At 43.9% G+C, this 25,929-nt stretch carries 30 protein-coding genes; 12 read left to right on the forward strand and 18 right to left on the reverse strand.

The window, feature by feature from the left end; translation table 11 throughout:
* Positions 1-524: 524 nt before the first annotated feature.
* Positions 525-1,100 (forward strand): hypothetical protein, encoded by a 576-nt coding sequence (locus MUN53_RS15415; protein WP_243326393.1) that lies wholly within the window; start codon positions 525-527, stop codon positions 1,098-1,100.
* Between the two features lie 3 nt (positions 1,101-1,103).
* On the opposite strand, the gene MUN53_RS15420 is transcribed toward MUN53_RS15415, so the two are convergent.
* From MUN53_RS15420 to MUN53_RS15430, 3 genes are all read right to left on the reverse strand, one after another.
* Positions 1,104-1,727 (reverse strand): TetR/AcrR family transcriptional regulator, encoded by a 624-nt coding sequence (locus tag MUN53_RS15420; protein WP_117893656.1) that lies wholly within the window; start codon positions 1,725-1,727, stop codon positions 1,104-1,106.
* A 105-nt stretch (positions 1,728-1,832) separates the two neighbouring features.
* Positions 1,833-2,069 (reverse strand): DUF6926 domain-containing protein, encoded by a 237-nt coding sequence (locus tag MUN53_RS15425; protein ID WP_087211663.1) that lies wholly within the window; start codon positions 2,067-2,069, stop codon positions 1,833-1,835.
* 12 nt (positions 2,070-2,081) lie between these two features.
* Positions 2,082-2,408 (reverse strand): molybdenum ABC transporter ATP-binding protein, encoded by a 327-nt coding sequence (locus tag MUN53_RS15430; RefSeq protein ID WP_117893653.1) that lies wholly within the window; start codon positions 2,406-2,408, stop codon positions 2,082-2,084.
* A gap of 532 nt (positions 2,409-2,940) precedes the next feature.
* Between MUN53_RS15430 and MUN53_RS15435 the strand changes: the two genes are divergently transcribed.
* Positions 2,941-3,246 carry a helix-turn-helix domain-containing protein gene (locus MUN53_RS15435; RefSeq protein ID WP_117893645.1) on the forward strand — a complete coding sequence of 102 codons (306 nt, stop codon included), beginning with the start codon at positions 2,941-2,943 and terminating at the stop codon, positions 3,244-3,246.
* A gap of 78 nt (positions 3,247-3,324) precedes the next feature.
* On the opposite strand, the gene MUN53_RS15440 is transcribed toward MUN53_RS15435, so the two are convergent.
* From MUN53_RS15440 to MUN53_RS15460, 5 genes are all read right to left on the reverse strand, one after another.
* On the reverse strand, positions 3,325-6,063 hold the full coding sequence (locus MUN53_RS15440) for a 3'-5' exonuclease (RefSeq protein ID WP_118038442.1): 2,739 nt from the start codon (positions 6,061-6,063) through the stop codon (positions 3,325-3,327).
* Between the two features lie 11 nt (positions 6,064-6,074).
* Positions 6,075-6,899 (reverse strand): virulence RhuM family protein, encoded by an 825-nt coding sequence (locus MUN53_RS15445; RefSeq protein ID WP_118038441.1) that lies wholly within the window; start codon positions 6,897-6,899, stop codon positions 6,075-6,077.
* 24 nt (positions 6,900-6,923) lie between these two features.
* Positions 6,924-7,277, reverse strand: a complete 354-nt coding sequence (locus tag MUN53_RS15450) for a hypothetical protein (RefSeq protein WP_229084552.1) — start codon at positions 7,275-7,277, stop codon at positions 6,924-6,926.
* 76 nt (positions 7,278-7,353) lie between these two features.
* Positions 7,354-8,769 carry a Fic family protein gene (locus tag MUN53_RS15455; protein ID WP_243326394.1) on the reverse strand — a complete coding sequence of 472 codons (1,416 nt, stop codon included), beginning with the start codon at positions 8,767-8,769 and terminating at the stop codon, positions 7,354-7,356.
* A gap of 196 nt (positions 8,770-8,965) precedes the next feature.
* Positions 8,966-9,550 (reverse strand): recombinase family protein, encoded by a 585-nt coding sequence (locus tag MUN53_RS15460; RefSeq protein WP_117893624.1) that lies wholly within the window; start codon positions 9,548-9,550, stop codon positions 8,966-8,968.
* Between the two features lie 254 nt (positions 9,551-9,804).
* Between MUN53_RS15460 and MUN53_RS15465 the strand changes: the two genes are divergently transcribed.
* The 8 genes from MUN53_RS15465 (at position 9,805) to MUN53_RS15500 (ending at position 19,167) form a co-directional block, all read left to right on the forward strand.
* On the forward strand, positions 9,805-10,407 hold the full coding sequence (locus MUN53_RS15465) for a DUF6088 family protein (RefSeq protein ID WP_149917527.1): 603 nt from the start codon (positions 9,805-9,807) through the stop codon (positions 10,405-10,407).
* Positions 10,400-11,407: a nucleotidyl transferase AbiEii/AbiGii toxin family protein gene (locus MUN53_RS15470; protein ID WP_195477416.1), complete on the forward strand. Its 1,008-nt coding sequence runs from the start codon at positions 10,400-10,402 to the stop codon at positions 11,405-11,407. Before MUN53_RS15465 ends, MUN53_RS15470 begins: the two co-directional genes overlap by 8 nt.
* 66 nt (positions 11,408-11,473) lie before the next feature.
* Positions 11,474-12,583, forward strand: a complete 1,110-nt coding sequence (locus MUN53_RS15475) for a helix-turn-helix transcriptional regulator (protein ID WP_243326395.1) — start codon at positions 11,474-11,476, stop codon at positions 12,581-12,583.
* 213 nt (positions 12,584-12,796) lie between these two features.
* On the forward strand, positions 12,797-13,888 hold the full coding sequence (locus tag MUN53_RS15480) for a DUF3575 domain-containing protein (RefSeq protein ID WP_243326396.1): 1,092 nt from the start codon (positions 12,797-12,799) through the stop codon (positions 13,886-13,888).
* Between the two features lie 16 nt (positions 13,889-13,904).
* Positions 13,905-14,792, forward strand: coding sequence for a FimB/Mfa2 family fimbrial subunit (locus MUN53_RS15485; protein WP_243326397.1), 888 nt, complete (start codon positions 13,905-13,907; stop codon positions 14,790-14,792).
* Between the two features lie 20 nt (positions 14,793-14,812).
* Positions 14,813-15,703: a fimbrillin family protein gene (locus tag MUN53_RS15490; protein WP_243326398.1), complete on the forward strand. Its 891-nt coding sequence runs from the start codon at positions 14,813-14,815 to the stop codon at positions 15,701-15,703.
* 28 nt (positions 15,704-15,731) lie between these two features.
* Positions 15,732-17,327, forward strand: a complete 1,596-nt coding sequence (locus tag MUN53_RS15495) for a fimbrillin family protein (protein ID WP_243326399.1) — start codon at positions 15,732-15,734, stop codon at positions 17,325-17,327.
* A gap of 22 nt (positions 17,328-17,349) precedes the next feature.
* Positions 17,350-19,167 (forward strand): fimbrillin family protein, encoded by a 1,818-nt coding sequence (locus MUN53_RS15500; protein ID WP_243326400.1) that lies wholly within the window; start codon positions 17,350-17,352, stop codon positions 19,165-19,167.
* 130 nt (positions 19,168-19,297) lie between these two features.
* Here MUN53_RS15500 and MUN53_RS15505 read toward each other — a convergent pair whose 3' ends face one another.
* Positions 19,298-19,525 carry a winged helix-turn-helix domain-containing protein gene (locus tag MUN53_RS15505; RefSeq protein ID WP_243326401.1) on the reverse strand — a complete coding sequence of 76 codons (228 nt, stop codon included), beginning with the start codon at positions 19,523-19,525 and terminating at the stop codon, positions 19,298-19,300.
* A gap of 254 nt (positions 19,526-19,779) precedes the next feature.
* Here MUN53_RS15505 and MUN53_RS15510 point away from each other — a divergent pair, with 254 nt between their 5' ends.
* Entirely contained in the window at positions 19,780-20,235 is a 456-nt protein-coding gene (locus tag MUN53_RS15510) for a hypothetical protein (RefSeq protein ID WP_243326402.1), read from the forward strand.
* A 58-nt stretch (positions 20,236-20,293) separates the two neighbouring features.
* Here the strand turns inward: MUN53_RS15510 and MUN53_RS15515 are convergent, their stop codons facing one another.
* From MUN53_RS15515 to MUN53_RS15540, 6 genes are all read right to left on the reverse strand, one after another.
* Entirely contained in the window at positions 20,294-20,734 is a 441-nt protein-coding gene (locus MUN53_RS15515) for a hypothetical protein (RefSeq protein ID WP_118038445.1), read from the reverse strand.
* A 19-nt stretch (positions 20,735-20,753) separates the two neighbouring features.
* Complete coding sequence (locus MUN53_RS15520; protein WP_149917536.1) at positions 20,754-21,071, reverse strand: hypothetical protein; 318 nt, start codon at positions 21,069-21,071, stop codon at positions 20,754-20,756.
* A gap of 79 nt (positions 21,072-21,150) precedes the next feature.
* Complete coding sequence (locus MUN53_RS15525) at positions 21,151-21,777, reverse strand: hypothetical protein (RefSeq protein WP_243326403.1); 627 nt, start codon at positions 21,775-21,777, stop codon at positions 21,151-21,153.
* Between the two features lie 51 nt (positions 21,778-21,828).
* The gene (locus MUN53_RS15530; RefSeq protein WP_243326404.1) at positions 21,829-22,071 is read right to left on the reverse strand and encodes a DUF6956 domain-containing protein; all 243 of its coding nucleotides are present in this window, start codon (positions 22,069-22,071) and stop codon (positions 21,829-21,831) included.
* A gap of 7 nt (positions 22,072-22,078) precedes the next feature.
* On the reverse strand, positions 22,079-22,345 hold the full coding sequence (locus MUN53_RS15535; RefSeq protein ID WP_204480075.1) for a hypothetical protein: 267 nt from the start codon (positions 22,343-22,345) through the stop codon (positions 22,079-22,081).
* Positions 22,346-22,428: 83 nt separating this feature from the next.
* Entirely contained in the window at positions 22,429-23,037 is a 609-nt protein-coding gene (locus MUN53_RS15540) for a JAB domain-containing protein (protein ID WP_204480077.1), read from the reverse strand.
* A 191-nt stretch (positions 23,038-23,228) separates the two neighbouring features.
* Here MUN53_RS15540 and MUN53_RS15545 point away from each other — a divergent pair, with 191 nt between their 5' ends.
* Complete coding sequence (locus tag MUN53_RS15545; protein WP_195298386.1) at positions 23,229-23,495, forward strand: hypothetical protein; 267 nt, start codon at positions 23,229-23,231, stop codon at positions 23,493-23,495.
* Positions 23,496-23,860: 365 nt separating this feature from the next.
* On the opposite strand, the gene MUN53_RS15550 is transcribed toward MUN53_RS15545, so the two are convergent.
* The 3 genes from MUN53_RS15550 to MUN53_RS15560 all read right to left on the reverse strand — a co-directional run bounded on the left by MUN53_RS15550 (position 23,861) and on the right by MUN53_RS15560 (position 25,626).
* Positions 23,861-24,433 (reverse strand): hypothetical protein, encoded by a 573-nt coding sequence (locus MUN53_RS15550; RefSeq protein WP_243326405.1) that lies wholly within the window; start codon positions 24,431-24,433, stop codon positions 23,861-23,863.
* A gap of 166 nt (positions 24,434-24,599) precedes the next feature.
* The gene (locus tag MUN53_RS15555; protein ID WP_195298387.1) at positions 24,600-24,815 is read right to left on the reverse strand and encodes a winged helix-turn-helix domain-containing protein; all 216 of its coding nucleotides are present in this window, start codon (positions 24,813-24,815) and stop codon (positions 24,600-24,602) included.
* Between the two features lie 439 nt (positions 24,816-25,254).
* Positions 25,255-25,626 (reverse strand): hypothetical protein, encoded by a 372-nt coding sequence (locus MUN53_RS15560; protein WP_118038404.1) that lies wholly within the window; start codon positions 25,624-25,626, stop codon positions 25,255-25,257.
* Positions 25,627-25,929: the final 303 nt, after the last annotated feature.

Consider the following 25,929-nt stretch of genomic DNA (forward strand, 5'->3'; position numbering starts at 1 on the left):
TTGTGCCCCAAGATGCCGGCTGGGTGTGTATGGGTGAGCAATGAGTGGAGTGCATGGTCGGAAACGAAGTCTTTGGCCATGCAGCGGAACGGATGGCCGCTGCCTCTGTCCGGAGGGTGACCATGCAATAGTCACCATAGAACAAAGGCAACCGGACATACCTTAGCAGGGTGGTGGGAGTATGAGAACCGCGTTAGGGATAGGAGAATAAAGCCCACAGCAAGGCGAGGACTTGACGCGGATAGCCCGGCAGTTTACTGAAACGCCCAATAAACAGTACAAAATATCACGACAGAATCCTTCATCATAGGAAGGAAATCCGAGCAAAGTACGAAGTATGAAATTCAGGAATCATACAAGCAAAAAATCAAACTCACTTAAAAGCAGCATAACACATTGTCATTCAAGCAATTCTTCCGAAAGTACCATTTTTATCTGTTAATTAACTCTATAGCCTATGAAATATGACATCAGGAAACGAGGTCTCTCATGCATAATTTATAAATTTGAAAGAAAAAGGGATTATGGCAAGAATAGGATATATAGTGACAGAACTACCAGAACAGCGCATCGAGGAAGACGAACAAAGGATTCAGAAAGAGAACTGCGACTTCATCTACAGGGAGCGGTACAACGTAGAGGGGAAAACTAAAGAGCTGAAGAAACTTATGGACAATCTGAACGACAGGGATGAAGTTATCTTCTTATCAATGGCAAATGCCTTTAAAGGAGTAAGACAGCTTTGTTTATTCCTCAATATCAGTAGAATTAAAAATCTCAGAATTATATTCTTAAGGGACAGGATAGACAGTTACGGAGAGAAATATGCGAGTTCCACCGAAAATCTGCTGCACGCCATATCGACACTGACAGAAGATTCATACGCAATCAGGAAGATAAGGAAACTTTCGGAAAAAAGAGAAAGGAGCAGAAGCCAAGCCAGGCAGCTTCGCAACGAGAAATGCGTGGAGCTGTACAAAGCGGGCGTTCCGACAGATGAGATAAAAAAGCAGGTTGGTTTCAGAAGCAAAAGCTCAGTATTCAGGATTCTCAGAGCCAGTGGGGTGAAGACTGACAGGAGAAGGGATGGTGAGGAATAAAATTCAGCTATCTACTTTTATTAGAGAGTAAACATTTTCAAAAAGCATAAGCAGTTTCTTCTCAAAATCATCGGTAGGATGAAATGAGGAATAAAAAAGTAGTCCGCTGTATGAATTATAGAACATGTCAGAGACTAAAAGAAGATTCATATTGTTTTTAATTTCTCCGTTTTTCTCTGCTATAAGAAGAACATTCTTTATAAGTTCTTTTTCTCTGGCTTCTAGAGAAAGGTATTTTTCATAGAAAGAAGGATGATATCTTTGAGAATTAAGAATAAAAAAAGAAAAGGCACGTGCTGTTTCATCAACAGGAAGCTGAAGGAAATCCTGAATACGACAAAAACGCTTGTGCAAGAAACTTGCATAACTCATTAGAAAGTCATGAAGAGCAAATTTATCAGAGCCAGAAGTCTTAATCATAATATCATCTTCAACTTTAATCAGGTCAAGAAAAAAAGTATCTACAACCAACCGGAAAAGTTCAATTTTATTAGGCGCATAATGATATAAGCCACCCTTGGAAATATTTGTAGCTTTTATCATGTCGTCATAAGAAACATCTTCATAATGACGAGTAAGGAATAATTTGAAAATGGTTTTAAGTATTTCTTTTCTATTCTGCTTCATAAAGATAAGATATTATAGAAGTAAAGATATAAAAAACAAGGGAAATAATAATTTTAAAAAACAAGAAACATATAAAGAATGGTTATTAGCAAGTAAAGGCTCTCGTCAGGAGCCTTTTATGATTACCACACAATCCTCGACTTCGGTGGGAAGACCGAAAAGAGGGTATCGTGTGAAATAGGGTTGCGCTTCTTCATCAGGAGGAGTACAGACAAGTTCCGCACCGATACTTTTCAGCGTTTCATCAATCATCCTGACTTCTTCATCTGTCAGACCGGTCATGTCGCCGTTGAAGATATAACCGAAAGCCCATGTCGGGATTTTCTCTATGCTCTGTTTCATGGTATATGGGTTTTAGATTTGAACTATCTTGTTTATTCTGCCGTGAAGGAAGTTTCTCAATGCTGTCTTGTCGATTGACTTGTATTCGTACCAACAGCCGTACTGATTGACGAGAAATGTCTTCAGGATGTCAGAGAAATCAAATCTCCAGCCTCTCACCGGGATTCCGCTTTTGAAGTAGGTGTTATGGTTCACCTGGTATGAAATCCAGTTCTTTTCCTCACGGCTGAGTTTTTCCTTATTGTTCACTTTCTGACGAAGGATGTAGGCTTTTGCGTCTTTAAGAGTGTCAAGTGCGGGCACTTCCCACAATGCGAATTTTGTTGCTATTGCTGCCATAGTCGTTTGAATTTATGAGTTAATGAATTTATGCGGATCTGAGAGCGAGGGAGTTGAAGTTTCAACCATCTGCCGTATCATTTCCGACATTTTTTTATGCGTCTTCCGGTCGCATCGGTCGTTTCGTTTCGGTGCCTGGTTTGAAGGGCATAGCAGAAGCAAGGTTTTGAGAGAAAATACCTCGCCTCCGGCAGGGAAGATTTTCACTCAAACCGACAGGCCTAACCTTGATGAAGCGGAACAGCCCGATATACCTTTGCACCGCAGAACGGAATGGCCAACTGGTGCGGACGGGGCCGGATGGTGGAGGTTAATGAAGTGAAGGCAGAGAATTTACCTGAATAGTAATTTCTTTTCTGATGATAAAGCAAAAGACAATAATATAACTTATCTCTTTAGTAGATATGAATTATTGAAAGACAGCATACTAAGCTTATAGATTTAGAATAAAATGGCTATATTTGTTATCGAATATGACTTGTGGTGTATTTGATAAAGACAGTTTCATTGACTTAAATATGGAGGAATAAAAATGAACGGGACGATTGATTTTTTAAAGCAGCATGAAAGCAAAACGCCTTCAAGATACCAGGAAAATGCGGAATGGAGACGTGAAAACCGTGAATGGCTTAAATGGTCTCGTGACGTTGCCTTGTCACTAATTGATTACATGGAGACAAATGAAATCAACCGTAACGGGCTGGCAGAACGTCTCGGTGTTACGCCACAATATGTAAGCAAGATATTGTCCGGCAAGGTAAATTTCTCATTTAAAAGTATTGCTGAGATAGAGAACAAACTATCCATCAAACTCATAAGAATTATGGAGCCGGCATAAATGACAGCAATAAAACAAGGGAAGAGAGACATGGATAAAGTCTGTTCTTCCCTTATTGTTTTTGATTATGTGACATAATCAAAAGCGGAAGTGGTTCTTTATGTGGCGGAGGAATGGGGTAGGTTCCTTGTCGATAGAGTAAGGATTTCCCCATTTGGATATGCCTGACACGGATGCTGCGTATGTGATGTGCAGGCGTTTCTTTGCTCTGGTCATGGCCACATAGAAAAGCCTTGCGGATTCTCTGATTTCTTCCGGAGTCTTCTTGTCAAAGAACGGATAGACACCATCGGTAGCTTCGAAGATGATCACATTCTCAAACTCCAGGCCTTTTGCCTTGTGGACTGTAGAGACGAACACCTTTTCTGTTATACATGAGCTGTCACACAGGTCAGCCTCTCGATAGGTAGTTATATCAAGAAGGTGGGCTGAAAGCTGCTCCTTCAGGCTCGGTGTCTTCTCCGGAAAGATTACATCATTACGGAGGAAGCTGAAGATGTACTGCATCTTCGGGTTCGCTGTTATCCACTCCTTCTGTATGAATGTGCCGTACAGTTGCTCCAGCTCGTCAACAAGCAGAGCAGATTCAAACGACCTCTGGTAAAGACGGCTGAGTGTACCGTGATAGATGTCGGCATAGGCTCTGCGGAACAGCTCGGCCACGGCAGAGTTGTTCTGAAGACAGTCGATATGCTGCTGCATGTTGGCAGCAAAGATACCCAGGAAGTGGTCAAGCACTGACAAGGTGGCAATGACATCATCATCAGCCAGATGTGAATTCTCACCTTCGAGACCGAAGACCTCCAGCAGGGATTTAAGCTTGTAGGACTTCAGGCGTGGAGCCATGATACGTGCCACCCTGAGGGTATCGAAATACAGAGGATGAACGGTAAAGAAAGAGAAGTCACCGCAATCCCTACGGAGATTGTAGTCAAGAATATAACAGTCATATTCCACGTTCTGACCGATAAGGGTACAATCACCCACGAAGTCCATAAACGCACACAGACCGGTCTTACGGTCAACCTTATCCGCACGCTCATATTCCAGAAGAAGAGGGTTTACAATGCCTCCGAGCATAGCCGGTATCGGCTTGTCTGTGTGAAGGATGATGTTGAAGCGGTCGGTAATCTTCCCGGCATTCACCTTGATGGCCGCAATCTGTACGATATCGTCCTCAAAGACATTCAAGCCGGTAGTTTCCGTATCAAAGATGACGTATTCGCCCTGGCAGCACCTGTACAGTTCCAGCATGTATGAGCTGCGCGTGTAGTTGAGAAAATCCGACGGCAGCAGGTAGTTGTCACGAAGATGCTTCACGAAGCGCCGTGCCTCGGAGTCCTCATTGAAGATACCTGTCCCGGTCAGGATCTTTGACCAAGCCATCATGTTGGAATCCAAGTACACCACCTGCAGATGGGCGAAAAGCAGCTGCGCCTGTCGGGTAGTGAAAAGGTCTGTTCCGGAAATCTTGAAGTGGGGGATATTGCGGACTGTGAGTTCATGCGAAATCTGGTCGGCATCCTTGTTCCAGGGCACAAGAACAGCCACCCTTTCATCAGGATGAGAGGTACAAAAATTACCAACACTTTCAGCCACCAGCTTCACTTCATCGTCCTTTTCAGGAGCGGCCATGATGCAGAGAGAATCCTGTCCGGCTTCAGTAAGATTGTTCGTCTTAGGCAGGAAATGAGGGTCAACATCAAGCTCCATGTTGGCGTATGTATTGAAGACATCCAAGAGATATTTCGGGGAACGGTAGTTGAAATACAGGCGGTGCATGTTCTCTCCACAGCGTTCACGCAACCATTCAAGAGTTGCGAGCTTTGCGCCTATGAATGAGAAGATTGCCTGCTGCTCGTCTCCGAGATAAAGAGTCACGTTTTCTTTAGAATGGTCAGTAAACAGGTCGATGATTCCGAACTGAAAAGGGGAGAGATCCTGAACCTCGTCAATCTGAATCCAGGAATATTTCTTCAGCCTGTCCTGATGCTGTGAAGCGTGGATATAGGTCAGAATAAGCAGGTCATCAAAGTCAACCAGGTTCCTTTCTTCCTTGTACTGTTGGTATTTTCTTGCAAACTTGAACTGCTGGAGGCAGTCATCCAAGTACTTAGACGGCTGACCGGAAGTATCTACTTTCGGAAAAACAGTACCGTTGTAGAGTCCGGCAAAGTTCTCCATCGTGTAATCAAGGGACACCAGCTTGAACAGCGTCTTATAATCAAACGTGCGGAACAGGTCGGTGTGCATCAGGAACTCCTTAGGACATCCGTTGGCAATCATATATCCAAGGTGCTGCAACTTGATGGCATTGGTAAGAACACGATTATAGCCATTGCCGGCATAGGAACCTTCTTTCCAGCCGAAAATAGAAGCCATAATAGACAAAGATTCCTGCTCGTCAATGACGGTGGTATCACGTGCCACCACGTTGTTGTCAAAGAGGTAGTGCGAACAGAAGCGGTGTACGTTTCCGACAAACAGGCTCATTTCTCCTGAAGACTGAAGCCTTTCGAGTATTCTGGAGCGCATACCTCTGGCCGCCCTGTTAGTGAAAGTCAGGCAGAGCATGTCATCCAGTGACACACCACACGAGAGGGCACGAACCACCCTTTCGGCAAGGATATCCGTCTTGCCGCATCCCGGAGGAGCCAGAACCAGATGATAACCGCTGTCAAGGGTAATCACTTTCTTCTGGAACTCGTCATTCTCATACTTTTTGTCGAAGGTATATGCCGGGTATTCGTAGAGAGGGTAGCTGCCTGGAGTAGGGATGCTACCATCTTGGGTATTGGGTGTGTCGATGGGTTTCATTATATATTTTCTTACAGTTTGTCAGTTATAAGTCCGGGATCTATCTCCAACTTCGAGAAAGCAAACATTTTCTTGCCAAGATCCTTCAATGAAGCTCCTATATGGTAAACCTCTTTATCGTCAACTATCAGGAAACGGTCATGACTGTTCCGGTAGGTTCTGATATTGATGGGTGGGTACTGGTCATTATGCTTGTCAAGGTCAAGCTGAAGCTGCGGTGTAATCTTCTGTGTATAGATAGTGGCCGACACACCCGGATTGCGTTTGCTCAGCATAAGCAATACAGATTCATCGACATAGTTGTCTATCAAAAGAAGGGATTTTCTGGCGGTTTTGATAAGATCCGTTGCAAACTTGTAGGCATCGAATATCTGTCCGTCAAAGAAGATACCTTCCACCGGTGGCAGTGAGGTACGGACAAAGAAGTCTATCTTTTCCGAATGTAAGGCGACAGTTTTTTCAAGTTGTTCAATACGTTGATTAATAGCATATCCTTTAAGCATATATTCTTTAAGAATGGTATTCGCCCACCTTCTAAAGTCAACACCTCTTCTTGATTTTACTCGAAAACCAACAGATATAACCATATCAAGATTATAATGTTCAGTCTGATAAACTTTACCATCAGCAGCAGTTGTCGCAAATTTTGCGACAACTGGAACATTATCCAGTTCTTCTTTAAGAGCATTATTAATATGCTTACCAATTGTCTTTACATCACGGTCAAATAGTTCAGCAAGTTGTGAACGATTCAACCATACATTATCTCCATCTAACCTAACTTCTAGTCTAAGAGAATCATTAGGCTGATATAGTATTATTTCTCCTTGTTCCATTTTGTTTGGAATTTATACAGAATATTATTCAACAAAGAAATCACAATCATAAACATCTGTACCGGAAGGGAACTCCACCCTTACGCAGTAATTGCCGCAAACTATATATTTTTCTGATACGATAGTTCCGGTTTCTCCAGTATTCGGGTCTGTAACTTGGTAGCCTGGTACCATCTTGGCAAGTTCGGCTTTCATCTTATCTGAGGTAAAAACAGTTATGTTGCATCCACAATGTTCATAATAGACAAGGCCCATATCCATAGATTGTGTAGCCTGCTCTACGATATCCATGATTTCCTGTTTACTGAGTATAGTTTCAGTTTCAAACTGCTGTACCTTTATATCGGGGAATTTCTTTATAAAATCTTCCTTTGTCATAATAAGTGTTCTATTAATTATGAATTAACGATTTGAAATTATTTATAATAGTGTACGTTTTGATTCTGTAACAGATTCAAAACTTAAGAATGTACCCGTCAGCATCTTTAAAAGCGTTGCAATGTTCTAGATAATTTCGTGTAGCATCAAAGTCAGCACCCTGAATATTGGCGCTGAATTGTCTTACACGGGAAATAGCTCTTATAAGGACACTCGGATCATTTCTTCTTGTCAATCTGCGAAGGGCATTTAGATAATCCTCTCTGAATACAGTCGGAATAATAATCTTCGACTGGTCAGCGGCCACCAGTTCCGCATTCATCATAATTCTGGAAATACGGCCATTCCCGTCAGTAAAAGGATGTACCTCGCTAATCATAAATAGCATGAAGAGAGATTTGGCAAATGCATTATCCAATGCCTGATAATATTCAAAACCTTTTCTCAGTGTCCCTCTAACCAGCGTGCAATCCACAAAATGAGTATCACCGGCATGATTATTCTGCATCTTGAACATACCTGGATTCTTTTCAGGGCGAGCAGCCATCATCACCCGATGTCTGTCTTGAAGAATATCTATCAGTTCATCCGATGACGAAGGAACACGTCTCATTTCTCTGCGACTTGCCACGATGTGAAAAGTACCAAGTACGTCATGAGAATCTGCATTGCGAGCAGGCAGCGGCTGTCCGGTTTCTATAATCTGTCTCGCATCCTCTATTTCAAATTCCGTACCTTCAATATAATTGGAGAAATAGCTCTCGAAAAAAGCAAAATTCCGAAAGGCAGATGTTTCAACATTAGGTTCATCTATAGTTTCAAACGGTTGGTTATGCAATGCCTCAAACAGGACACCGAAGAGTTTGACACGCTCAGCATCAAACGGTTCACCGCTTGCTCTGGCCACGGCACCTGAAGAAGTCAATATAGATACTGGTCTTGTAAGTAACAACGCGCCTATGATAGAATTGAGAGTATTGAACTCCTCTTTCATACCAAGCTCCAACGAGCATTCTCTCGCCTTATCCCTGAAATCGTTCAGCCCTTTTTCTCCATTCACCTGAAGATGTTTTTCCAAGTAGTTTTCAATATATTCACGAGGTAAGCACTTAGACACACCACCACGTGAACGACTGGCCTGTAGATTCTCCAATGTTCTTCTTTCAGCACTTGATATATATAGATTCTCTATGAAGGGCATGTCACGTTCACCACCGCCATGTCCTTCCATCAAGTGAACCTTTAAACCCGGAAGTTTCACATTCTTCGTATATTCGTATGTAAGGTAAATATCTCCGGCTTCAGTAGGTTTTAACTCAAAAGCACTCCTATGACTGATTACAGCATGAGGGAAAAGGAAACCTAAAATGCGAAAAACATTGCGCTTGACTATATCCTCCAATGAATCCACCATATTGGGAGTATATATCTTAGATGTTATCTTACGGATACTGCCTTCATTTACCATTTTCTTCCTTTTGCTTTCACTCATATCTATACCAGCGAAAAGGATTTCCGAAATATTCAGTGCGATACTCATATTTTACAAATCAATATTTGCTACAAATATAGTAAATAAGAAGCTCTTTAAATACAAATTAGACCATTTTTAGTTTGATAAGAAGTGGCTTTTGACCATTTTTAGTCGGATAAGACGCAAAGGTCTTCTATGAGTGATTTGTGAATAATTATTTTCTGTTTGGTTGAATATCCTCTTCGGACAGATAGTTATAAATTGTCTGTTTTGCCTTGATGCCGGTTATCTCCATTATCTGCTGTACGGCTGTACCAGCCTTGTAGAGTTGGATGACAGCTTCCTTCTTCGGTTTTTTCATCTTAGTCCCTTCCTGTCTTCCGAACTTTACCCCCCTCTTCTTGGCTGCCTCGATTCCGGCTTTGCAACCTTCAAGAATAAGATTGCGGTTATACTCGGCCAGTGATGCAAGTATCTGCATGGTAAACCTGCCGACAGCGGTAGAAGTATCAAGATTGTCCTGAAGGGAAACAAGTTTGATTCGCCGTTGCTCCAGTTTGGCACAAAGGTCAAGCATTTCCTTTACGGATCTGCCTAATCGGTCAAGTCGGTAAATGACAAGTGTGTCATCGGCACGAAGGTAATCTAAGCAAGCAGTCAGACCTTCACGCTTGAACTCTTTTCCGGAGATTTTGTCTGTGAAGATTCGGATGCAACCGGCATTGTTCAGTGCATCTATCTGAGAAGAGAGGTTCTGCTCCCTTGTACTTACTCTGGCATATCCAATTATTTCTCCCATAGTCTAAATTATACTTGATTTTTCAAAGTTATTAGATTTAGACTTAAAAAGCAAGAAAAAAGCCCTATATATATAATGTATAGGGCAAATTTATTTAGTCTATGGTAATCTATAGTTTATTTTAGTCCTTCAAAAGATAATTTAGTAAGAGTTGATGAATATGTTTGTCACAAATAAATCATAAATTTGTGACAATATCCGCTAAAATTTTGTTTTGTCACAAATAAATCATAAATTTGTGACAAATTCAATGTATGAGTATTATAACGCAAATAGAAGATAGAATAAAATCATTTGGAAGGGGAAGCATTTTTTACCCTGATGATTTTTTGGATTTGGGTACATCTGAAGCAATCAGGCAGTCATTGACAAGGTTATGTAAAGACGAAAAGATTGTCAGGGTAGCCCAAGGAATCTATTGCTATCCACAAATTGATGAAGAACTTGGTCTTGGTATTATTATGCCTACCACAGATGAAATAGTCAGAAGTCTGGCAAAAAGAGACCACGCAAGGATTGTTCCGACAGGTTCATACGCACAGCATGTTCTTGGTTTATCTACACAAATACCATTGAACTGTGTATATATGACTGATGGTTCAGCAAGACATTTGGAGTTATACAATGGAAGAAAGATAACTTTCAAAAGAACGACACCTAAGAATCTTTCTTTCACCAGTAAATTAGCCATGCTGATAACATTCGCCCTTAAATCTCTTGGCAAAATGAATATAGAACAGACCGTCATAAAAAGAATCCGGGAATTACTGAAAAATGAGCCAAAGAGTGAAGTTATGAAAGACTTAAGTTTAATGCCGGAATGGATAAGGAATATAGTAACGGAAGCTTATGAATAATTATTTTAGTCTAACAAAAGAACAGCAGCAAAAGGTATTACAGGCAGCAGAAAACAAGATAGGATTGCCTGGACAGGCCATAGAGAAAGATATATGGGTAACAACGATATTGCAAATAGTTTTTACCATGTCTTGTGCTGAACATTTAATATTCAAGGGCGGAACTTCAATATCAAAAGTTTGGAACCTGATAAAACGGTTTTCAGAAGATATTGACCTTGCCATTGATCCTGTTGTCTTTGAAATAACCGGAGATATAACAAAGAAGAAAATAAAGAAGCTCAGAAAAGCGTCATCTGTTTATGTAAGAGATACGTTCTATCCTGAGCTACAGCAAGCAATAGAGGATCATGGTCTGGCAGATTTATGTTCTGTGGAAGTTGAACCTGATGGAGAGGGTGACGGTACTTATCCTGAGCCAAGAAAAGTATGGATTAAATATGACAGTGTTTATCCTTCAGAATTAGATTACCTTAAACCGGTTGTCATGCTTGAAATCAGTGCCCGTTCACTAATGGAACCATGCACTGTTACCAAAGTAAAGAGTATGGTAGAAAACAACTACCCGAATATTCAAACGACACTGGTAGATTCTGATATTACCACTGCCAATGCAGAAAAGACTTTTTTGGAGAAAGCTTTTCTAATACATGAAATGTTCTCTGTGGAAGGACATGGAAGGAAAGCAGACAGAAAATCAAGACATCTGTACGATTTGTCAGAAATGATGAAGCATGGCATAGATGACAAAGCTATAAAAAATGATGATTTATGGGAGTCAATCAGGCGACATAGGGAAATATACACTTCTGTAAGTGGCATGGACTACACACCGGATATAAGAAAAAGAATAGTCCTCATACCACGAGAAGATATAATATCCGCGTGGAAAAAGGACTATACTGACATGAAGGACGATATGATATTCGGAGATAAGCCCACATTTGACGAACTTATTGATATGATGAAAACACTCCAAGAAAAGTTTAGAAACACTTAATATATAGTATCTTTGCTCCGTAAATCAAGCATTTATCAAAATAATCAGAACCATAAATAAAAGCTTATGAATCATTTAGTGTATCAATACTCATTATGCGCAGCCCTGTCGCTAATGACATTCTTCAGTTTATACTTCTTGCTGACAAGAACACCGGAAAAGCCGATATTTAAAGATTATTTCCGTTCACGCCGGATTATGGGAACGGCATTGCTGGTTTTGTCGGCCAACTATGCGGTTCATCTGTTCTGTGGTATCCGTTTTGTCAATCATAATGCGGCCATACTGATGAACCTGTCAACCTACTTTCTGTGTTACTGGCTTTTCAGCTCGGCACTGATGACGTTATTGGACAAGCTATACATTACAGTAAAACGCTTTGCCATACATCTGCTGTTTTGGATTATCTATACCGGATTATCAAGTTATGTGCTGTTTGCGGTATCCAAAGGAAGTGCACAAAACATCGGCACAGTAATCATGGCAGCATGTCTGATATGCTATGGAATTTGGCTTGCCACACGTCTGATACGGACATATAAAAAAGCCACCAGAGGATTTAAGGACATCCATTCAGAAAATATAGAAATCTACATAAAATGGATGAATGTCATCACCTACTGGGCTGTCCTTTACGGTGTCGGATGCGGACTGCTGACATTCCTTCCTGATCAATACATCAACTGGTGGATTCTCTCATCAATACCTTTTTATGGTTACCTGTTCTATTCTTATCAGAACTATATGATATACCATGAACAGATAGAGCGGACACTGGAGATAGAGAATGAAACGGGAACAGAAGATGCAAAGGATGAAACGGAAAATGAATCTCCCAAATATTTTGAAAACATAGAGAACAGTCTGGCAACCTGGCTGGAAAGCAAAAGCTATACACAGTCAGGATTGACAATACAGGATATGGCAAAAATGCTTGACAGCAACAGAACATATCTGAATGCCTTTATAAAGGAAAAATACCATCTGTCATTCTGTGATTGGATAACTGATATCAGATTGGAATACGCAAAAGAAATACTGAAGGAGCATCCTGAAATAAGCATACAGAGAGTCGCCGAGCTATCCGGTTTCATGTCACGAAGCTATTTCACCAAATCATTTACTGAGAAGGAAGGATGCTCGCCTGCCAAGTGGAAAAAGGCAATTTTGCCTTAAAGCAAGGAAAATGAATTTGTGCTCATTTGACAAAACAAATGTGCTCTATCAACAAAATGTGCTCATTTGACAATTTAAAAAGTGCTCTATCAACAAAAAAGGAAGATAATGAAAGAAAATTGAGAAAAACTGTATCATTGAAGACAAGAAAAACCTATTTTTTTCATAACTTTGTTAAAATGAGTAAGAAATAAAACTGATATTACATCGTTTATGAAGAAATTTTTATTTACATTTTTTCTGTTTACAGTCTTTCTGACGACTGTTTTTGCGCAGCAGAAAGCAGACACGACCTACACCTTCCGGTTCGTTCCGCAGAAGGATATGTTTTATGTTCCCTGGAATGGGAATGACACAGAACTTGCCCGCCTGCTGGAATGTATCAAAAGCAACAAAGCAACAATTCTTGACGGCAAGCTGCCGCTTTATGTCGATGGCTACTGCAACTCGCTGGGCAGTGAAGCCGAGAACCTTGCCACGGCGAAGATCCGTGCCAACCGTGTGAAATCAGAACTGATTACACGCGCGGAAATAAAAGAGGAGAATTTCATTACCCGCAACCATGCGACTGAGGGTGATTTTGTCACCGTGCGCCTGACGGTACCGGTAAAGGAAACAGCCGAGACGGATGCTGATACGGAAGCACGACGCAAGGCTGAAGCCGAACGTCTGGCAGCCGAGAAGCGTGCCGAACAGGAACGGCTTGCCGAAGAGCAGCGCAAGGCGGAAGAAGCCCGACTTGCCGCTGAAAAGGCAGAGGCAGAGAAAGCCGCTCAACAAAATACACTTGCCGACATGCCGTCGGAAACCAAAACACCAACTGATTATCATCTCTCCCTGCGTGCCAACCTGCTGCGCTGGGCTACCCTGACACCCGATTTAGGACTTGAATGGCGCATCTGCCCGTCGTGGGGCATTGCCGTAAACGGCTCGTGGACTTCTTGGACATGGAGCGACAAGGACCGCCGCTACGCTCTGTGGGAAGTGGCTCCGGAAGTGCGTTACTACATGGGCGAGAAGAAAGCCTGGTATCTGGGTGCGATGTTCAAGGCCGGACAGTTCAACTACAAGCTCTCCGAAACGGGCAAGCAGGGCGACCTGATGGGTGGCGGCATCACTGCCGGCTATCAGCTGCGGCTGAACAAGGCACTGAATCTTGATTTCAACCTCGGCTTGGGCTACCTGAATGCCGACTATGAGAAATATGAGGTCATTGACGGTGTGCGAGTATGCCGCGGCAACGAGACAAAGGACTGGTGGGGCCCCATCAATGCCGGTGTGACATTGGTATGGAAGTTATTCTAACTCGGAGGAATCGAATATGAAAGCAAGACAATATATAAATATGATGGGAATGGCAGCCGCCGTGCTGCTCTCTTCCTGCGTGAAAGATGCGCTTTATGACACGCCGCACCCCGACTACGGGAAGATTGCGGTGACAGCCGACTGGTCGGCCCGCGGTGAGGGCATCGACATACCTGCCACATGGACGGTCACCATGGGTGACTATACGGGTACGGAGACTTCCGCCACCCATGCCCCCGACCATCTGTTTGCTCCGGGCAGCTACACCCTTGCGGTGTGGAACCCGGCTGAAGGAATCACGGTAAGCGGTACCACCGCCACCGTTGCCGCAGCCACGGGAAACCGGGCAGGCACGGATGCCTTTGTGAACAATGCTCCGGGATGGTTCTTCACCTATACGGAACAGGTGAGCATCGAGAAAGACAAGGACTATCCGCTGACCGCCGCGATGAAGCAGCAGGTACGCGAGCTGACGCTTGTCGTCGAGCCGACGGGTGATGCCGCCGGACGCATCACGGAGATTGTTGCCCATCTGACGGGTGCAGCCGGAACACTCGACTTCGCAACCGATACCTACGGAGCCGCTTCGAACGTCGCGCTGCCCTTCACCAAGATAACCGAAGGTGATGATGCCGGCAAGTGGAAAGCCACGGTGCGGCTGCTGGGTGTGACCGGCACGGAACAGCTGCTGACGGGCGAAATCCGCTATGCTGACGGCAACCCGACCCCCACCACGCTGAAAAGCGACCTTACGGAAGCTCTCGCGGCCTTCAACACCGGAAAGGGCGAATCGCTGACCCTCGGCGGAACGCTGGTTGAGACTCCCGAAGGCATGGAAGTGGACGGAGCCGGAATTACCGGCTGGGAAGAAGTGAAAGGTGATGATGTAAACGCCGATTTGTAACTAATAAAATGACAGATATAATGAAGACAAGATTTTTTGCACTTGCGGCGCTCGCCCTCGCACTGGCAGCCTGCAATAACGACAACGAGATTCTGAACAATGACGGTCCCGTGGCCGCCCGGTTTATCGCCGACATCGCCCCCGCCACCCGCGCCAGCGGAACCACATGGGATAACGGTGACCGCATCGGCGTCACCGACATCGGTAACGACACCCAGTACGGCAACGTGCCTTTCATCCTGAAGAACGGGAAATTTGAGGCAGAAGAAAAGGTCATCTATATCGAAGATGCAGAGACCCATACTTTCCGCGCCTACTATCCGTACAACGCGGCGGGAGGCACCCTCGCAGCCACGACCGATGCCACGGCGCAGCAGAACCAGCCTGCCATCGACTTCCTCTTTACTTCAGGAGCTACGGGGGACAAAAACAGCCCGGTAGTGAGCTTCACCGACAAAACGAAGGATGGCGGTGAAGACAACTCCTTCCACCACCGCATGAGCCGGATAACCCTTACCTTCGAGGCGGGCGACGGCGTGGATTTCAGTGTGATCAAGCCTGAACGTTACACGCTGGACGGATTGAAACTCACCGGTACGTTCAACACGGCCGACGGTATTGCCACCGCAGACGACGGGGCACAGACCGGAGAACTGACCATGGAGCTGGCCGACGGCAACCTCACGTCATCGGTCATCCTCTTCCCGCAGACAGCTGCATCCCTGCCGTTGACTGTGAATTACAGAAGTCAGAATTATCGTGCCACGCTCACCGTGCCCGAAGGCGCACTGCAGGCGGGCAACAACTATACCTATACCGTCAAGGTACGCAACAAAGGCATTGAAGTCAGCGAAGCCACCATTGCAAAGTGGAACGACATAGACGGCGGAGAAGTGGGTGCTGACCTGTAAGAGAATGAAGAATTAAGAATGAAGAATTATGAGACATAGATTATTTATCCCCGCAGCCACCGCGCTGCTGATAGCCCTCACCGCCTGCACGCAGGACGAACTGGCTGACGATAACCGTCTGCCCGAAGGTGAATACCCCGTAGTCATCCGTGCCACCGGACTGTCCGTAGAGGCAACTCCGCAGGCAGCCCCATCCACCCGTGCCACCGTGGACGGCGACTGGCAGGGCGTACAGACCGTGGCACTCAAGATGGGCGACGCGGTAAAGGAATACACCGTAACGCCTAACTCCGCTGACAATACGAAAGCCACGCTCTCATGCGAGAACGACCCGCACTACTGGACCAGTCGCGACCCGATTACCGTATCGGCATGGTGGCCCCTCGACAAGGCTGACATCACACGGATGCCTGCCGTAAAGGTGGCCGAAGACCAGAGCAAGCTGGCCGCATTCCAAGGCAGTGACTTCATCTCCGCCGAGAACCAGACGGTGACGTTCAGCGACCCGAAACTCACCTTTACCCACCGCACGGCACGCGTGGCCATCGAACTGAAGCCCGGCACTGGATTCACGAGCGTGGACGGTGCCACGGTGAGCCTCGTGAGCTTGTCCACCGATAACGAAAACCCGACCGCCATCAAGACCTACCACGCAAGCGGCAACAGCTACGAGGCACTGACCGCCCCGCAGACCGTTGCGAAAGGCGAGCCATTCATCCGCGTGGAACTTAGCGGCGGCAACTTCTACTTCCGCCCGCAGAACGACGTCGTGCTGGAGGCAGGCAACCGCTATACCTACACCGTCAAGGTGAACGCCACCGGCCTGACGCTGGCAGGCTGTGAAATCGGCAAATGGGACGACGGCGGCGGCGAAGAAGGCGCAGCCGAGGATTTGGGCTATAACAACGACACCACCACCAAGACCTACACGGTCTATAACGCAGACGGCCTGATGGCATGGAACGAAGCTGTGCAGAGCGACCTCACCATCAACTGCACCCTGACTGCCGACATCGACCTTACGGGCAAGAATTGGACTCTGATAGGTAATGGCACCACTTCTGAATCCGGTTACCAAGGCACCTTCGACGGACAGGGACACCGCATCACGGGGCTGGCCATCACTACGGACAATCCGCGGGGTGAGAGTGCTGCGTTGTTCGGCGGTATCGGCGGCAACGGCGAGGTGAAGAACCTGCAACTGGTGGATGTGGACTTCAACGTGATACAATACGGTGTGGCCGGCGGCATAGCAGTCAGCAACTACGGCACCCTCACCGCCTGTTCCGTAACGGGAACGATTGCAACAGCCAGTGGCAGTGTCGGCGGCATAGCAGCCAACAACGTCGGTACCATCACCGCCTGCTGGTTCAACGGAACCCTGGCAGGGTCTATACCCGGTAACATAGCCTCTACCAACTTAGGCACCATCAACGCTTGCTATTATGGCAAGAATGGGTATAAAGGAGTAATGAATAACTATGGCACCACCGATACGAATGAAATATACTCCGGCGCCTCCTGGCAGCCAGCCGTATACGGCATGAACCCCGCCCTCACCGGCAACGACTACCAGTGGGTACTCGGTCCCGACGACCTGCCCGTACTGCAAAAGAAACCATAACAACCCCTAAACAACACGCATCATGAAACGAACAACCATCCATATATTCGCAGCCCTCGCCCTGCTGCTCGGCCTGACCGCCTGCACGCAGGACGAAGCGGGCTTCCTGCCGGAAGGGGCGGAAGGCACACCCATCGTCTTCACCGCCACGGGGCTGAACCCCGACGCAACAGCCACCGCCGGTACCCGTGCCCCGGTGGACGGCGACTGGGAGGGCGTGCAGAGCGTGGCAGTCAGGATGGACGGCACGGTGAAGGCATACAATGTGACGCCCTCCACCTCCGACAACACCGGCGCCACGCTGACCTCCACCGACCCGCACTACTGGACCAACCACAATAACATCACCGTCACGGCGTGGTGGCCCTACACCGCTGGCGAAACAACCCCGCCTGCCGTGAAGGTAGCTGCCGACCAAAGTGCCCGGAAGAACTTCGAGGGCAGCGACCTCATCGTGGCCGAGAAACAGACGGTGAGCTACGGCAACCCCACACTCCGCTTCACCCACCGCACGGCACGGGTGACCGTCGTTCTGACGGACTACACTGAGGAGCAGATTTTCGTGCGGCTGACAGGCCTCTCCACCGAGAACGGAAACCCGGCTGTAATCGCCCCGTATGACAAGGGCGGTGACACCTACACCGCGCTCGTCGCCCCGCAGACGGTGGCGGCGGGCACGGCCTTCATCACCTGCAAATTCACCAACGGCAAGGTCTTCGTCTATAAGATGCAGAGCGATGCCGAATGGAAAGCGGGCGAGGAATATACCTACACCGTCTCCCTCGCTGCGGCAGAAGACCCGGGATACACCGTGTCGGAGGACGGCAAGACCTACACCGTCTATACCGACGAGGGGCTAAGAAATGTAGCCAAGCTGGTGAACGAAGAATGGAAGTTAGACATCAATATCACCCTGACCGGCGACATCAACCTCACGGGCATCGACTGGACACCGATAGGCAAAGGCTATAACCACCAATACACCGGCACCTTCGACGGCGGCAACTATACCATCACGGGGCTGGCCGTTACGGGAAGTGACCAATATGCGGGCCTGTTCGGACATATCGGCTCCGGCGGCACGGTGAAGAACGTGACGCTGAAGGACGTGAAGATAGAAAGCAATCACAGTAGCGGCAACGTCGGCGGCGTGGCGGGATGGAGCTATGGCAACATTGAATACTGCTCGGTGTCGGGCAGCGTCAGCAGCAACTCCACCGCAGGTGGCGTGGTGGGCTATCAATCGGACGGTGCCATCACCGGGTGCAACTCCTCGGCCACAGTGAAGGGAATGGTGCGGGCAGGCGGCGTGGCAGGTGCAACAAATAGTGGTGCCTCCCTGACCGGCTGCTATGCTACGGGCAGCGTAAGCGTTGAAAATAACACCACAAGTGCTGCCTATGCCGGCGGCGTGGTGGGATCTAACGGAGCAAGTAGCACCCTGACCGCCTGCTATGCCACGGGCAGCGTGACCGGTAGCGGAAGCGGCACCATCTATACAGGCGGCGTAACGGGAAGCAACGATTTAGGCACCCTGACTGCCTGCTACCATGCCAAATGGACTGTCAGCGGCCCGGGAGGAGCCACAGGCGGCGTGGCGGGACGGAACTTCAAGGACTTCATGTTTGGTGGCGGTATCATCACCGCCTGCTACTGGGGAAGCAATCCCTACACAGGCATCGGCTACAATGAGGGAGGCAGCACCACCATCGAAACCACCAAAGTGACGGACGGCGACTGGTTAGACGCCGTTGAACAGATGAACGCCGCCCTGCAAAGTGCAGGCTCAGAGTGGCTGTACGAACTCACCGGAGCATTGCCAACCTTGAAGAAACAGTAAACCATCGGGCGGGAAAAATTCCGCCCGAAACGGGAGATAACCGAAGTATAACAGTTGTATCTGCGGTTATTGAAAAGTGAAAAAAGAAGCCTTCGGCAGTGCCGGGGGCTTCTTTTTTATTAACTAATCTTTATCCAATATAAAGATTCAACATCAAGCTCAGATTAGCCAGTTTTCCGTCATGAGGAGCATTAAAAATGATCTTGTCCTCACGAGCCAACCAACCAATTGCTCCAGCAAGCTGCCGTTCATCCAGACCAGTTGCTTTCATTACTTCTTCAAACGTCATTTCACGATTTTCCTTACTTAAGAGTCGCCATACTATACCGGCCCACTCACCTATTTTATTTGTATCCATAATTTGAAATATAAAAACAATTATATCAAAAGATAAACGTCAATAACAATTTCATTCTATATACTAACAAATAACACTAACTCATTAATAATTAAGGCATCATTAAATGGTAGCTTTCTGAAAATATATTTTGTAGTATCAACAAATATAATCACAAATAAAAGAACTTAGCATAAATAAAGAATCAAATTAAATGCAAGTGCTTAATATTTATACTAAATTTGTATTTAGCTATTACAACTAACAAACATACTATGAATGAAAGAATGCTACTTGAGCCATTAAGAGAAAGGCTATATTACGCATGTGACGCATTTGTTACATACATCGACAGTAGGGTACTGATTTTTGATTCAAATGAATTGCCCCAAAACCTTGAAGATAAAGCGGAATTTATAACAACCCGTAAATACTATATACTGGAATCAGGAGATCTATGTCCATGTAATGATTTATACTTTAAAGAAGACATAAGACTATTCAATAGAATACGATTCGAGCAAAATGAAGAAATAAGAAATTTCGCTTTCAGGTGTTTATACAACGGGCTGATGGAAGAATTAGAAAATGAAGATGAAAAATCGAATATAGAACTTCTAACAAAGAAATCCGTTGATTACCTTTTAGAAATAGGCCTGTATAACATAGATAAGTACAAAAATGAAATTTCGGAAGCATATAAGAAAATAATGAATGAAGAGAATCAATAGCAGAGAAGCTTCAAGAGAGAGAAAATACAAATCATTTCTCCCCCTTGAAGTAATAGTATTATAAACCAAAAGCAGATTTTAGCAATCCCAAAGCCTTTTCAACATCTGCCTGATTTACGTCCAAAAGGTCATCACCCCAGTATTCTGGAAAATCAATGATTGATTTGCCGTTGTTCAGGACTGCATTCCTGATGGCTTTCTTTACATTCGGAAAAGATGGCTCTATCTGGAAGTGCAGGCAATGTCGGACAGCCCATGTAAGCGTTTCCTCGTCTATGAAGAAACGGATGGTCACATTCATGTGAACCTGGTTTTTCTGTTCAATTTTTTTCCTTTTGGCCTGTAGTTTCGACAAACGTGAATAGAAGAAAGACGGAACATTCTTTCCCTCGGAAACAAGCCTTTTCATTTCATCCTGAATTTCATTGATACCGTCACGGATGTCAGTAAGGTCAGTACAGTTTGAAGCGATTGTATAAGGTGAAAGTTTTGTTTTCATGTCAATATGATTTATAGGGTTAAACATTATATCTGTAATTCTTATAGGATGTCTTGTGTATATCCACAGCATCATATACTTCGTCTGTATGTTCTGATGGCATTATAAAGCCGTTACATTCAAGAATATGGCAGACAGTATATCTGGCGGTAATCCTGTTGTCCAAGATGATGAACTCAACATTCCTGTAAAAGCCTTTGAAGGTCTTGCCGTTTGCATCTGTGATTATTACAAGCTCTCCCTTCAGGTGGTCAAGTTCTGCAGCTCTCTTCTGTGCATTCTTAAGCAATATATTGGCACTTTTCAAGCCTTGCTGAATAATAACTTCCGGTTTCATAAGATAACAAATTAAAGTGTTGTATAATTGTTTATTATACCCTATCCTTTATACCTTGACAAAGGATAGGGAAAAAGAGTCAGTCAATGTCATAGCCTATCATGGTATTGTCATTGATAAGCAGGTAATAATAGCCGTTCCCGGTATTTCGGTATTCCTTCATAAAGCCTGCTGCCATGTCACCGTCCTCACGGGGTTCACACCAGAGTGTGCCGTCATAGCCACAAAAGTCAAACCTGTAACTTGAATACTTCTCCTTCTTCTTGAAGGCTTCCCTGAAACATTCCATCACCATGTAGCCGCAATACTTCTCGATGGTGCTCAGTCTGATACATTTTCCGTCAATGGTGGTTCCTGTCGTGATATGGTTTTCAAACAGTGATTTCTCCGGATCTGCGTCTGCAATCTGTCTTAGCCAGGCATTGGTATGTGAAGCCAGTCTCGCCAGCTTCTTATATTTTAATACTTCTTTTCTGACGGTTTCTTTATCATCCTCACCGGTCGGATAATAAACAGCCTGAATGGATGCCCAATCATAAAACCTATAGCCTTTCCTTTTCTTCCTCTCTGCGATTATACCTATCACTCCTTCCTGACGATTGATAAAAAGCCTTCTGCGCTTACCGTTGATTTTTACGTACAGTGAAGATGGGTTGTTTGGGTTACGGAGATATACTTCTGCCGGATGTATCGTTGTTGTGTTCATATCGGTAAATTTTGAAAATTAATAGCATTTTGATTCTGTGACATAATCAGATTAAGAGTAAACCATATCTTCGGCAAACCTCTCTATCCAGTCAACAATATGGTTCATGTTGTATTCAGAAGTGATAATAGCTTCCGTTTCGCTTATTTGAGTAAACCTTGAAGATTCATATCCGTCTATGAACTCCTTTAAGCTCTCTACACCGAACATTTCCTTTTCTTCATCGAACTCCTTATCTATTTCAGCAAGCGGTTTGTTGAATATAATGCGCAAAGTTTCATAGTTCTTTTCCATAATACAGTCATTTAGAGTTATTGATAATGGTAATATTTCCGTACACTTTTCTGAATGCTTCTGATACATCATCAAAGTATCTGCTGCCATATTCACAGGTAAGTTCCTTTGTCCAAAAGTCAAAGCTGAAAGATTCAGTACAGTCTATCGTTACACTAACATAGTCCTCCATACCGCTCTGGCACACAATGGTATGCCGTTGCACTTTAAACTGACGGTTTAGGCTCATATATCTTGCGGTCAATTTCTTAACCATCATTTCAATCCACTTCATAATGTTTGTCATTTAATTGTTTTGCTACTTTTTCTTGAAAAAGTAGTCACAACCTATTTTTAAGGTTGTGCTACTCTGCTCACTTAGATTCTACCTTCATCTGCATAACTGTAGTAAGAATCATTGCAGATGATAACATGGTCAAGCATTCGGATATTGAGTGTCTTGGCTGCCGTTGCTGCCGATTGGGTCAGCTTATCATCCTCTGTACTCGGTTTTTTGTTTCCGCTCGGATGGTTGTGAGAAAGGATAAATGAGGTAGCCTCGCAAAGAATAGCCTCTTTAAGCAGTACCCTTATATCAATCAGGCATGTATTCAGTCCACCGGAAGAAATGCGTATTCTCTTGATAACTCTTGCAGACGAGTTCATTAAGATAGCCCAACATTCTTCGGTCTTGTTATCTCCCAAAACAGGCTGCATATAGTCATAAATGTCTGTACTCTGTCTGATAACCGGTCTTTGGTTCTTGTTTGAGTTGCAGCGTTTGTAAAGTTCCACACCTGCCATGACGAGATTGCGCTTGCCCGGTGTCATCTTCGCCAACACATCCTCAAAGCTGCATTCTTCGCCATAAACCACTTCCTTTTCTTGTACCTTATTTACCATAACTGCACTGTTTGTAAGAATGTACACAAGTTCTGAACTGTCCATCAGTCTGTAATCGCCGTTCACTTCAAATCCTTTTCTCATATCCGTATGCTTTAGAGGGTTAAAACTTGAATTATTCTTCAGCGAGCTTTAGACCTTTTTTTTAAAACCTTTGTCTTGGTTTGGTCTTTTGTCCGCTGACTTTTTTTTTAGATTGTGAATCATTCCCCATCTGAGTTTGAGCCTTTTTTTTACGGCATTGTCTTTTCAGGAAAAGTGGAATTAGAAAAGTTTTGAACGAAAAAAATGTTGGGGAAGTCGCAGACAACATCGTTATTTTTTTCAGGGCAAAGGCTCTTAGCCGGAACTCTTTCATTTCCACTAACCCTTATAAATTTGCCGTCAAAAAACAAAGGCTCTCAGATGGGGATATTTCGACCTGGAATGAGGAAGCGGACAGCAGAAAAGACCAATCTAAGACAATCGGGAAAAGAGTTATACCGATTAAGAGATATGGGACAAAAGAACAAAGGTTCACTGTAAAGAGAGTAGACCAGTAACGGACAGGCTTTAGTCTTCCTGAAAGGTGTGACGAACAGCTTTTTGTTTATCATATTTACCTACACCAGGAAATAGTTTATTGCTCGTAGGGAAAGCTTAGAGTTACTTTTGTACAGAATGTTGGTGAGAGACAAAAAAGATGACAAAATGTATAGTGTTGATAATTCGAGCATTAGGATTATAAGGCAACTGTAAGGGACATCCTTAGAGTTACTTTTGTAGTAAATGTTGGAGGTACCAGAAAGAATAATGTTTATATGGGATAGAAGGGAAAAGAAAGCAAAGGACATAAAAAAGGTATGCAAGGAACAACCAAGCATACCCTAATCTGATTTGATTGTGTTACAGATTCAAAGCTATAATATCATTGATTTTCGTCACCAAAGAGTTTGAGCTGACGTTTGTTTTCCTCTTCCTCGGCAGCTCTTCTTCTACGTTCATATATCAGATGCTCTTCATATTTTAGTACACTCATCATATCCCTGATTGTGTTCAGCCTATCTTCTTCGTTTGTGAAATATGGAATGTTTTCTTCATCACCTTTGTAGTACTGAGTGTACATATCGATATAGCACTTGAAACTCTCTTTCAGGGTAGAAGGAATCCTTAAAGTTGTCGTTACATAACCGGTCTTCAGCTTGGGGCCCGCACCTGCCCTTTTACCACCACGCTTGTCATTAATAATCTTCTCAATATCCCAGGCTGTAAGATTAGTTTTAGGGAGCGAGATTTCCTCACCTTTTGTTGTCATCGCATAATATATATCAGAAAGCCATCTCTTCCAGACCTTTGTAATCTGTCCAGTGAAATATAGGCGAAGAAACTCTTTGGTTAGATGGTTGTCAGGCAGTTTTCCAACAGGAGTTACACCGTTTTCTTCAATAAAGACATCCACATCAATATTATATTTTTCAACTAGTTCAAATTTATTTTCCATATAAGCTAATTTATGTGGTTTGGGACAAAAATAGTAAATTTTGATTATGTCACAAAATCAAAATTAAATAATTTGAACGTATTATGTTGTAAAATTTATTGTAAAAAAAAAGACTTGCCTATTCCATCAGGAATCAAGCAAGCCTACAGCATGAGCGCACAATGAATCAGTCTTTCAAAGAGTATGTCTTCACTATCTTCTTACCTACTTTTTCTGTAGAGAAGGAAAGTTTGTCTTCCTTAGACAACCAACCGATAGCAGCCCAGAACTCTGCATCTGAAAGTTTGGATTCCTTTTTAAGGTGTGAAAGTTCAACACTCTTTTTACCATCGAGAATATGCCAGATAACGCCGGCATTCTGACCAATTAATACCTGTTCCATATTGAAATTTATTAAATGATTAATGAAAAGTGAATAAATGAGAAAACATCTATCACAGCCTGGATAGGATGTGATAGACGGGCTGCTAAGGCAGCTATAAACTTAAATTATAATGTGCTTTGATTTACTGTCAAGATTGAAGAAATGAATGAGAATGACAGTGTTAGAAGTTATTTGTGTCTTATAACGAAGCAAAGATACAGAAATTTCTATTAACAAAGAAAAATTGAAAAGAAAAAGCGGTTAAGTTGCCTTAACAGCCCAGAGCCATGCACGTCTTCAGTAATAGGCTATTACCAGAACCGCTACTTGAATACCATAAAAATAACAATAAAAACTGAGAAAATCAACTCAGAATAGGTTATATTTACAATATAACAAGATAAAGACTATCATTATTTGATAATTGTAAGGGTAGATATTAACATCCATAAAAAAACTATTCAGATTTCTTTTTAAAGGGACTTACGAACTTATCAAAAATTATACCTCCCAATATAATGAAAACAAACACAACAGACCAAATTATCCATAGATTATTTGTTGCTGTGCCGCCTGCATCAATACCATCTTCTTGAAACAAAACACCTATACTAAAGCCAATAATATATGCAAAAGCGGTACAGATAGGAGTTATTTTGCCATTAAAGAAAAAAGAGATTACCAATGAAATCACTCCGATAACAAACAAACCAAGTGGAAACTGCTTCATACCGTGAATGTCAAATAATACATATCTAAACAACAAAAAACCAATACAAAGCACACCCAAAGACAGCAAATGAATAATTACATTTCTCTTAAGTAACATATAATCAGACTCCTTTGTCATTAAAATAGTTAAGCGAACAATGAGCAAAATAATCTATACTTCTTTACACAAAAGTCACAAAACCTACAGTAAAACGAAGCTTTTATATAAACTAGAACAATTGTAAAATGGTGCACTATATCATTTTACAAGCTCAATATCTAATCCTTGAACATCCAATACTTTACTAAAGAACCTAAAATCCGCAACTATCATCCAATACACGATTAAGGGTAGATTTATGAGTCGTTAGTAGCAGCTTTCAGTAAAAAGCAACAGCACAACATCAATATGTAGCCACCA

It is taken from the genome of Parabacteroides faecalis (assembly GCF_022809355.1).
Classification (GTDB): domain Bacteria; phylum Bacteroidota; class Bacteroidia; order Bacteroidales; family Tannerellaceae; genus Parabacteroides; species Parabacteroides faecalis.

Coding starts and splice junctions, on each gene's coding strand:
- MUN53_RS15415 (WP_243326393.1), top strand. CDS start 525: ATGGCAAGAATAGGATATATAGTGACAGAACTACCAGAACAGCGCATC.
- MUN53_RS15420 (WP_117893656.1), bottom strand. CDS start 1,727: ATGAAGCAGAATAGAAAAGAAATACTTAAAACCATTTTCAAATTATTC.
- MUN53_RS15425 (WP_087211663.1), bottom strand. CDS start 2,069: ATGAAACAGAGCATAGAGAAAATCCCGACATGGGCTTTCGGTTATATC.
- MUN53_RS15430 (WP_117893653.1), bottom strand. CDS start 2,408: ATGGCAGCAATAGCAACAAAATTCGCATTGTGGGAAGTGCCCGCACTT.
- MUN53_RS15435 (WP_117893645.1), top strand. CDS start 2,941: ATGAACGGGACGATTGATTTTTTAAAGCAGCATGAAAGCAAAACGCCT.
- MUN53_RS15440 (WP_118038442.1), bottom strand. CDS start 6,063: ATGAAACCCATCGACACACCCAATACCCAAGATGGTAGCATCCCTACT.
- MUN53_RS15445 (WP_118038441.1), bottom strand. CDS start 6,899: ATGGAACAAGGAGAAATAATACTATATCAGCCTAATGATTCTCTTAGA.
- MUN53_RS15450 (WP_229084552.1), bottom strand. CDS start 7,277: ATGACAAAGGAAGATTTTATAAAGAAATTCCCCGATATAAAGGTACAG.
- MUN53_RS15455 (WP_243326394.1), bottom strand. CDS start 8,769: ATGAGTGAAAGCAAAAGGAAGAAAATGGTAAATGAAGGCAGTATCCGT.
- MUN53_RS15460 (WP_117893624.1), bottom strand. CDS start 9,550: ATGGGAGAAATAATTGGATATGCCAGAGTAAGTACAAGGGAGCAGAAC.
- MUN53_RS15465 (WP_149917527.1), top strand. CDS start 9,805: ATGAGTATTATAACGCAAATAGAAGATAGAATAAAATCATTTGGAAGG.
- MUN53_RS15470 (WP_195477416.1), top strand. CDS start 10,400: ATGAATAATTATTTTAGTCTAACAAAAGAACAGCAGCAAAAGGTATTA.
- MUN53_RS15475 (WP_243326395.1), top strand. CDS start 11,474: ATGAATCATTTAGTGTATCAATACTCATTATGCGCAGCCCTGTCGCTA.
- MUN53_RS15480 (WP_243326396.1), top strand. CDS start 12,797: ATGAAGAAATTTTTATTTACATTTTTTCTGTTTACAGTCTTTCTGACG.
- MUN53_RS15485 (WP_243326397.1), top strand. CDS start 13,905: ATGAAAGCAAGACAATATATAAATATGATGGGAATGGCAGCCGCCGTG.
- MUN53_RS15490 (WP_243326398.1), top strand. CDS start 14,813: ATGAAGACAAGATTTTTTGCACTTGCGGCGCTCGCCCTCGCACTGGCA.
- MUN53_RS15495 (WP_243326399.1), top strand. CDS start 15,732: ATGAGACATAGATTATTTATCCCCGCAGCCACCGCGCTGCTGATAGCC.
- MUN53_RS15500 (WP_243326400.1), top strand. CDS start 17,350: ATGAAACGAACAACCATCCATATATTCGCAGCCCTCGCCCTGCTGCTC.
- MUN53_RS15505 (WP_243326401.1), bottom strand. CDS start 19,525: ATGGATACAAATAAAATAGGTGAGTGGGCCGGTATAGTATGGCGACTC.
- MUN53_RS15510 (WP_243326402.1), top strand. CDS start 19,780: ATGAATGAAAGAATGCTACTTGAGCCATTAAGAGAAAGGCTATATTAC.
- MUN53_RS15515 (WP_118038445.1), bottom strand. CDS start 20,734: ATGAAAACAAAACTTTCACCTTATACAATCGCTTCAAACTGTACTGAC.
- MUN53_RS15520 (WP_149917536.1), bottom strand. CDS start 21,071: ATGAAACCGGAAGTTATTATTCAGCAAGGCTTGAAAAGTGCCAATATA.
- MUN53_RS15525 (WP_243326403.1), bottom strand. CDS start 21,777: ATGAACACAACAACGATACATCCGGCAGAAGTATATCTCCGTAACCCA.
- MUN53_RS15530 (WP_243326404.1), bottom strand. CDS start 22,071: ATGGAAAAGAACTATGAAACTTTGCGCATTATATTCAACAAACCGCTT.
- MUN53_RS15535 (WP_204480075.1), bottom strand. CDS start 22,345: ATGAAGTGGATTGAAATGATGGTTAAGAAATTGACCGCAAGATATATG.
- MUN53_RS15540 (WP_204480077.1), bottom strand. CDS start 23,037: ATGAGAAAAGGATTTGAAGTGAACGGCGATTACAGACTGATGGACAGT.
- MUN53_RS15550 (WP_243326405.1), bottom strand. CDS start 24,433: ATGGAAAATAAATTTGAACTAGTTGAAAAATATAATATTGATGTGGAT.
- MUN53_RS15555 (WP_195298387.1), bottom strand. CDS start 24,815: ATGGAACAGGTATTAATTGGTCAGAATGCCGGCGTTATCTGGCATATT.
- MUN53_RS15560 (WP_118038404.1), bottom strand. CDS start 25,626: ATGTTACTTAAGAGAAATGTAATTATTCATTTGCTGTCTTTGGGTGTG.